General features: G+C 72.0%; 6 protein-coding genes. 2 read left to right on the forward strand and 4 right to left on the reverse strand.

Annotation, left to right across the window (positions count from 1 at the left end; all coding sequences use genetic code 11):
• Positions 1 to 17: 17 nt before the first annotated feature.
• The gene (locus tag B1729_RS15425; protein ID WP_163633624.1) at positions 18 to 962 is read right to left on the reverse strand and encodes an SDR family NAD(P)-dependent oxidoreductase; all 945 of its coding nucleotides are present in this window, start codon (positions 960 to 962) and stop codon (positions 18 to 20) included.
• Positions 963 to 1,056: 94 nt separating this feature from the next.
• Between B1729_RS15425 and B1729_RS15430 the strand changes: the two genes are divergently transcribed.
• Complete coding sequence (locus B1729_RS15430; protein WP_163633626.1) at positions 1,057 to 1,521, forward strand: MarR family winged helix-turn-helix transcriptional regulator; 465 nt, start codon at positions 1,057 to 1,059, stop codon at positions 1,519 to 1,521.
• Between the two features lie 79 nt (positions 1,522 to 1,600).
• On the opposite strand, the gene B1729_RS15435 is transcribed toward B1729_RS15430, so the two are convergent.
• The 3 genes from B1729_RS15435 to B1729_RS15445 all read right to left on the reverse strand — a co-directional run bounded on the left by B1729_RS15435 (position 1,601) and on the right by B1729_RS15445 (position 5,220).
• Positions 1,601 to 2,827, reverse strand: a complete 1,227-nt coding sequence (locus tag B1729_RS15435; RefSeq protein ID WP_239539666.1) for an MFS transporter — start codon at positions 2,825 to 2,827, stop codon at positions 1,601 to 1,603.
• Between the two features lie 216 nt (positions 2,828 to 3,043).
• Positions 3,044 to 4,228 (reverse strand): 4-hydroxybenzoate 3-monooxygenase, encoded by a 1,185-nt coding sequence (locus B1729_RS15440; RefSeq protein ID WP_163633628.1) that lies wholly within the window; start codon positions 4,226 to 4,228, stop codon positions 3,044 to 3,046.
• A gap of 239 nt (positions 4,229 to 4,467) precedes the next feature.
• Positions 4,468 to 5,220, reverse strand: a complete 753-nt coding sequence (locus tag B1729_RS15445) for an IclR family transcriptional regulator (RefSeq protein WP_163633630.1) — start codon at positions 5,218 to 5,220, stop codon at positions 4,468 to 4,470.
• Between the two features lie 415 nt (positions 5,221 to 5,635).
• Here B1729_RS15445 and B1729_RS15450 point away from each other — a divergent pair, with 415 nt between their 5' ends.
• Positions 5,636 to 6,394 carry an IclR family transcriptional regulator gene (locus tag B1729_RS15450; protein ID WP_163616874.1) on the forward strand — a complete coding sequence of 253 codons (759 nt, stop codon included), beginning with the start codon at positions 5,636 to 5,638 and terminating at the stop codon, positions 6,392 to 6,394.
• Positions 6,395 to 6,716: the final 322 nt, after the last annotated feature.

A 6,716-nucleotide genomic window follows, 5' to 3' on the forward strand; every position in this document is an offset into this window, starting at 1 on the left:
CGTCTCGCTTCGCTCGCTCAACGACCGGCCGGCGCCGGGCGCTGGAGCTCGTCCGGCAGCGGCGGGAACTTCTCGCCGACCGACTGCAGGTCGCCGGCGGCGTCGGCGAAGCCGGTCGCCAGGTCGTCGTACGACCAGCCGCCCTCGTGGTACGCGGTCGCGACGGCCTCGGGGTGCGACCACACCTGCAGGCGGTCGCCGCCGATGCCGATGGCCTGCCCGGTGACGCCGGCGGCGGCATCCGACGCGAGATAGGCGATGAGCCCCGCGACGTCATCCGACGTGCCGAAGCCGAGGTCGTGGCGGAAGAACGCCGGCATCGGCTCGCCTGCGGCCTCGGCCTCGACGGCGGCGGCGAAGTACGGGACGGTCGCGGTCATCGCGGTCGCGGCGACCGGGATCACGGCGTTGGCGGTGATGCCGGCCTTCTTCAGCTCCAGCGCCCACGTGCGCACCATGCCGACGATGCCGGACTTCGCGGCGGCGTAGTTGGTCTGCCCGAAGTTGCCGCGCTGACCGGTGGGTGAGCCGATGCAGATGATGCGGCCGGGGATCTCGTTGGCGCGCATGTAGGTCGCGGCTTCGCGCACGCAGGTGAAGGTGCCGCGCAGGTGGACGTTGACGACGGTGTCGAAGTCGTCGTCGCTCATCTTCCACAGCACGGTGTCGCGCAGCACGCCCGCGTTGGTGACGAGGATGTCGAGCCGCCCGAACGTGTCGACGGCGGTCTGCACGAGCTGCTTGGCGGTCTCGGTGGGACCGACCGGGGCGACGACGGCGACCGCGCGGCCGCCCTCTGCCTCGATCGAGGCGACGGCCTCGGCGGCGGTGGCCTCGTCGACGTCGTTGATCACGACAGCGGCGCCCTGTCGGGCGAGCTCCTGGGCGTAGGCGAGGCCGAGGCCGCGGCCCGAACCGGTGACGATGGCGACCTTGCCGTCGAGGGGGGCGTGCGAAGACATGCGTGAACTCCTTCGTGTCGGGATCCATTGAAGTCCTAACCGTTGAGAAAGTCAATCATTCCGTTCGTCCATGAAGTGGACTAGCATCGTGGCCATGCAGAAATCCGCCGACGCCGTCGCGCCCGAGGGGCTCCGCTCGTCGGCGCTGACCGACGACGTGAGCTTCCTGCTGGCCCGCGCGAACGCCATCGCGCTCGCCGCGGGCAATGCCGCACTGGCCGAGCATGGACTCAAAGCACGGTCGTACTCGGTGCTCGTCCTCGCGTCGGGCGATGCCCGGCCGTCGCAGCGGGAGCTCGCGGAGTTCCTGCGCCTCGACCCGAGCCAGGTGGTCAGCCTCGTCGACGAGCTGCAGTCCCGCGGCCTCGTCGAGCGTCGGCCGGATCCGTCCGACCGTCGCGCCAACGTCGTCGTGGCCACGGATGCCGGGCGCTCACTCGTCGTGACCGCGCGCGAGTCCGCCCGCGCCGCCGAGGAGCGCGTCCACGGTCAGCTGAGCGCCGAAGATCGCGAGACCCTGGGCGCGCTTCTGCGGGCGCTGGCCTTCCCCGACGAGTAGCCCGGACCTTCGGGGGACGCGAAGTGTGGGAACGCGGCCGGCGTTGCCACGTGTCGTGACCCCCTGACCGACGCGGGGGTCAGGAACGGTCGAGCACGTACCGGTCGCGGCCGGCGAACACGCCGACGACCGTGAGCGCGGCGAGCACCGCGAGCACCAGCGCGAGCGAGGCGATCCAATCGCCGGTGAGGCTGTGGAGCGCGCCGAAGGTGACCGGACCGAGCGCAGCGATCACGTACCCGACCGATTGCGACATGCCCGACAGCGCAGCCGACGCGTCGTGGTCGCGCGCCCGCTGGGCCATCAGCGTCAGCGACATCGCCAGCGTCGCGCCGCCGGTCAGCCCGATGAGCGACGCCCAGAGCAGCACCGTGTCGGGCGCGATCATGAGCCCCGCGACGCCCACGATCGCGAGCGACGGGATGAGCGCCGGCGCCCACCGCTCCAGGCCCCCGCGGAGGATCAGCGGCAGCAGCAGGCAGCCGGCGAGCGAGAACAGCTGGTAGACCATGACGTCGATGCCGGCGACCACCTCGCTGCGGCCGATCGACATCGACAGCGGGGCGAGCCACGTCACGAACATGTAGAACATGGATGCCTGCAGCCCCATGTACACCGCCACGAGCCAGGCGACCGGGTCGGCCCAGATGCCGGTGCGGCCGCGCGGTGCCCCGGCGCGGACATGCACGTGCGCCGCACCACGGTGGGCCCACCACCATCCGGCGATCGCGAAGGGCAGCAGGGCGGCGCCCGTCACGAGGAGGGCGAACCTCCAGCCGGCGGGGTCTCCGGCGAGGGGGATCTGGGAGATCGGAACCACCACGCCCGATGAGACCGCGCCGAGTCCCGCGAGCAGCGCCGTGTAGGCCGCGGTCACCGCAGCGACGTGCGCGGGGAAGTCGCGCTTGACCACGGCGGGCATCAGCACGTTGATGATCGCGATGCCGATGCCGATGATCGCCGTGCCGACCCACAGGCTGACCACCGGTCCGGGAATCGAGCGGACGAGGGTGCCGGCCAGCAGCACGAGGAGCGACCACATCAGCACGCGCGGCTGCCCGAACCGCCGGCTCAGGTCGTGCGCGAGCGGCGAGAACAGCGCCCAGGCGACGAGCGGCACGGCGGCGAGCACACCGAGCGCCGACACCGACATGCCGGTGTCGGCGCCGATCTGGTCGAGCAGCGGGCCGAGGCCCGTGATCGCCGGCCGCATGTTCGCCGCGACCAGGCAGACGGCCACGAGCAGCATCGTGACCGACGCCGCACGCGACGGCTCGGGCGGTGCGGTCCGCGACGATGAGGCCATAGGGCTCGGACTATAGCCGAGCGGCGGCTGCGGCATCCGTTGATTCCCGATGAGCGGCAGTGGCGAGGGCGCGTCCGTCGGTCGAAAAGTCGGGCCGGTGATCCGACACGCCGCGACGTATCGGCGTTCGTCGGCGAGTCTTGGTGACGGACCCGACTTTTCGCACCCTGGCGACGAGTGGTACGAGCCGTGAACCACTCGGCAGCGGGCGAGGCGTCAAGCCAGGCCCTCGAGCGGCCACCCGGTGTAGGCCTCGGCGAGGAAGCGGCGGCCTGCCTCGGACTCGACCACGGAGCGCAGCTCGCCGAGCTGACGGAGGCGGTCGAAGTCCGACGCGTCGGGCGCCACATGAAGCATGTTCGTCATCCACCACGAGAAGTGCTGCGCTTTCCAGATGCGGTGCAGGGCCGTCTCGGGGAACGCCTCGATGAGCCGGTCGTCGTCCTCGAGCAGCAGCGCCCGCAGCGCGCGCTCGAGCACCAGCACGTCGGCGACGGCCAGGTTCATGCCCTTGGCGCCGGTGGGCGGCACGGTGTGAGCGGCGTCCCCGATGAGCGCGACCCGCCCGCGCAGCAGCTCGTGGGCGACGAAGCTGCGGAAGCGCAGCACATCGCGCTGGAAGATCGGGCCCTCCTTCAGCGTGGTGCCGGGCACGCGCGACTGCAGCTCGTCCCACAGCTGCTCCTCGCTGAAGGCGCCGGGATCGGCATCCGGGTCGCACTGGAAGTACATGCGCTGCACCGTCGCGCTCCGCTGACTGATGAGCGCGAAGCCGTTCGGCGAGTTGCTGTAGATCAGCTCGTCGGCGCTCGGCGGCGCCTCGCACAGGATGCCGAACCACGCGAACGGGTACTCGCGGAAGTAGCCGCCGGTGTGCGAGCCGGTGACCGCCTCGCGCACGACGCTGCGCGAGCCGTCGGCGCCGACGACGAAGTCGGCCTCGATCTCGAGCGGCGAGCCGTCGGCGTCGGTCGCGATGAGGCGGGGGCGATCGGATGCCGCATCCTCGACCCGTACCGCGGTCACGCCGAAGCGGAGGTCCTGGCCCTTGCCGAGGCGCACGGCGATGAGGTCTTTGAGCACCTCGTGCTGCGGGTACAGCCACACTCCCCGGCCGACGAGCTCGGCGAAGTCGATGCGGTGGCCCGCGCCGGCGAAGCGCAGCTCGATGCCGTCGTGGCGGTTGCCGACGGTGCGCACGCGGCTGGAAGCGCCGGACTGGTCGAGGATCTCGACCGTGCCCTGCTCGAGGATGCCGGCGCGGATCGTGGTCTCGATCTCGTCGCGCGAGCGCTGGTCGATCACCACGGACTCGATGCCGGCGATCCCCAGCAGGTGCGAGAGCAGGAGGCCGGCGGGCCCGGCGCCGACGATGGCGACGCGGGTGCGGATCGTGGACATGACGTCTCCTTCGACGAGCACAGGGTGTGGGATGCTGCGGCCCAGTGTGCCGCTGTCGGGCCGGCGTTGCGCGGGATTCCCGTTCATCGGGCGGAGGTGGTCGATCCGCGGCGACGACCTCAAATGAGGACGTGGGCCCAATTGAGGAGCCTCGTCGCCGTTTCGTCCCTCATCTCCGCACGTTTCCTCAACTGAGGACGCGCCACGCGCTTCCTCGATCCCCTCCGCTGGTGACGGGCTCAGCGGCGGTCGGCGCGGAGCGCGGCCTCGATGCCGGCCGCTGCTTCGCGCAGGGCCGCGATGGCGGCATCCGGGTCGGTCTCCCGAGGGAGCACGACCGACAGCGCGGCGACCACCTCGCCGGCGTCGCGGATCGGCACGGCGACACCGGTCGAGACGGCTTCGATCGAGCCCGAGGCGACCACCACACCGGTGCGGCGCACCTCGGCGAGCAGGCGGCGGAGACGTGCGGCATCCGTCACGGTCTCGGGAGCCAATGCCCGCAGCGGGCCGGTCAGCACCCGCTCGCGGAGGGGCGACGGGGCATGCGCGAGCAGCACGAGGCCCGACGACGACGCGTGCAGCGGCAGACGGCCGGCGATGCGCGTGATGTTGGCCCCGGCGTCGGGGTGGGAGAGGCGCTCGAGGAACAGCGCCTCGTCCTGCTCGAGCACCGCGAGCTGCGTGTGCTCGCGGATGCGGGCCTGCACCTGCTCCATGTGGGGGAGCGCCGCCTGGCGAAGGCGCAGCGCGGTCGAACCGCGCAGGGCGAGCTCCCACAGGCGCAGACCCAGGTGGACGCGGCGGTCCTCGTCGCGCTCCAGGAGCCCCGCGTCGACGAGCTCGTCGACGATGCGGTGCGCCGTCGACGAGGGCAGCCCCGCGCGGCGGCCGATCTCGGCGGCCGACTGCATCGAGCGCTCGGCCGTGAACGTCTCGAGCACGCGGACGATGCGGTCGGTCATCGAGTCGCCGGAGGGCGAGTTGGCCATGCGCCCACTCTGCCATCGAGGTGCGCGCGGCGTTTCGTCTCGCTCGTTCCTCGCTCGCTCAACGACCGGTACCCAGGTTCGCGGTCGTTGAGGGAGGAGCGCCAGCGACGAGACGAAACGCCCCGAGCCTCGCTGCTGCGCGGGGTGCGTGCGTTTCGTCTCGCTCGCTCCGCGACCGGTACCGGTGTCCCGGTCGTTGAGCGAGGGAGCGCCAGCGACCGAGACGAAACGCCTCGAGCCGAACGGATACGCCGGGTGCAGGCGTTTCGTCTCGCTCGTTCCTCGCTCGCTCAACGACCGGGAGTGGGGTGGCGTCCAGTCGGACCGAGCTCCCCGGACGACCGGGAGGAGCCCTCGGTTCGCCCCGAGCATCGTCGACCGCGGCCGCGGAGTAACGTCGGGCGGGGGAGGATCCATGGCGGACGGCGAGGGCGTGCTCGAGCGCACGCTGCGCGTGCTCGGGTGCTTCACCGACGACGAGCCGGCCGTCACCGCCGCCACGCTCGCGGCCCGCACGGGGCTCGCGATGTCGACGCTGCACCGGCTGCTCGCCACCCTCGTGACGCAGGGGCTGCTGACGCGAGGCCCCGGCCACACGTACGCCATCGGTCCGCGGCTGTGGGAGCTCGGCGAGCTCTCGCCGCTGTCGCTGCGGCTCCGCGAGACGGCACTGCCCCACATGGTGCGTCTGTATGAGGCGACCGGCGAGAACGTGCACCTCGCCGTGCTCGATGGCGCCACCCCTGAGACCACGAGCGCGCTGTACGTCGGGCGCCTGACCGGACGCCAGTCGATCCCGACTCTCAGCCGCATGGGCGGGCGCGGGCCGCTGCACGTGACGGGCGTCGGCAAGGCCCTGCTCGCGACGCGCGACGAGAGCTGGCTGCGGCAGTACTTCCGGGCGCCGCTCGAGCGCGAGACCGTGAACTCGATCACGACCGAGCCCGAACTGCGCGCCGACATCGCCCGCACCCGCGCGCTCGGCTACGCCACGACCCGCGAGGAGATGACCCTCGGCAACGTCTCGGTCGCCGCCGCGCTGCCCCGCGTCGACGGCCTGCCGCCCACCGCGCTCGGCCTGGTCGTGCACCTCGAGCGCGCCGACGAGCGCCGGCTTGGTCCGCTCGTGGTGCAGGCCGCGAAGGACCTCCACCACGACCTCCGACACAACTGAGCGGGACCGATGCCGCGGCCGCGGCATCCGTCCGGCATGCCGTACCGCGGTCGCCCCGGTATGGGGCGCATGCCGTGCGTTCGGGGCGCGCGTTTCGCGCCCCGAACGGACGATTCGCGCCCCAAACCCCGATGGAAGAGGGATGCCGCGAGCCGCGGCATCCGTCATTCCCACTGGGTGGGAATCTGCCACGCGCACCCGACCCGGCGGTGCGAACCTGGGACCACCCGAGTCGTCGAAGGAGACCTCATGACCGCGACCCAGCCCGATCCCCGGGACGAGGAGGCGTTCTCGTCATCGGTGGTGCTCGAGCAGCACGCCG

Source organism: Microbacterium sp. B35-04 (assembly GCF_010634885.1).
In the GTDB taxonomy this organism is placed as follows: Bacteria; Actinomycetota; Actinomycetes; order Actinomycetales; family Microbacteriaceae; genus Microbacterium.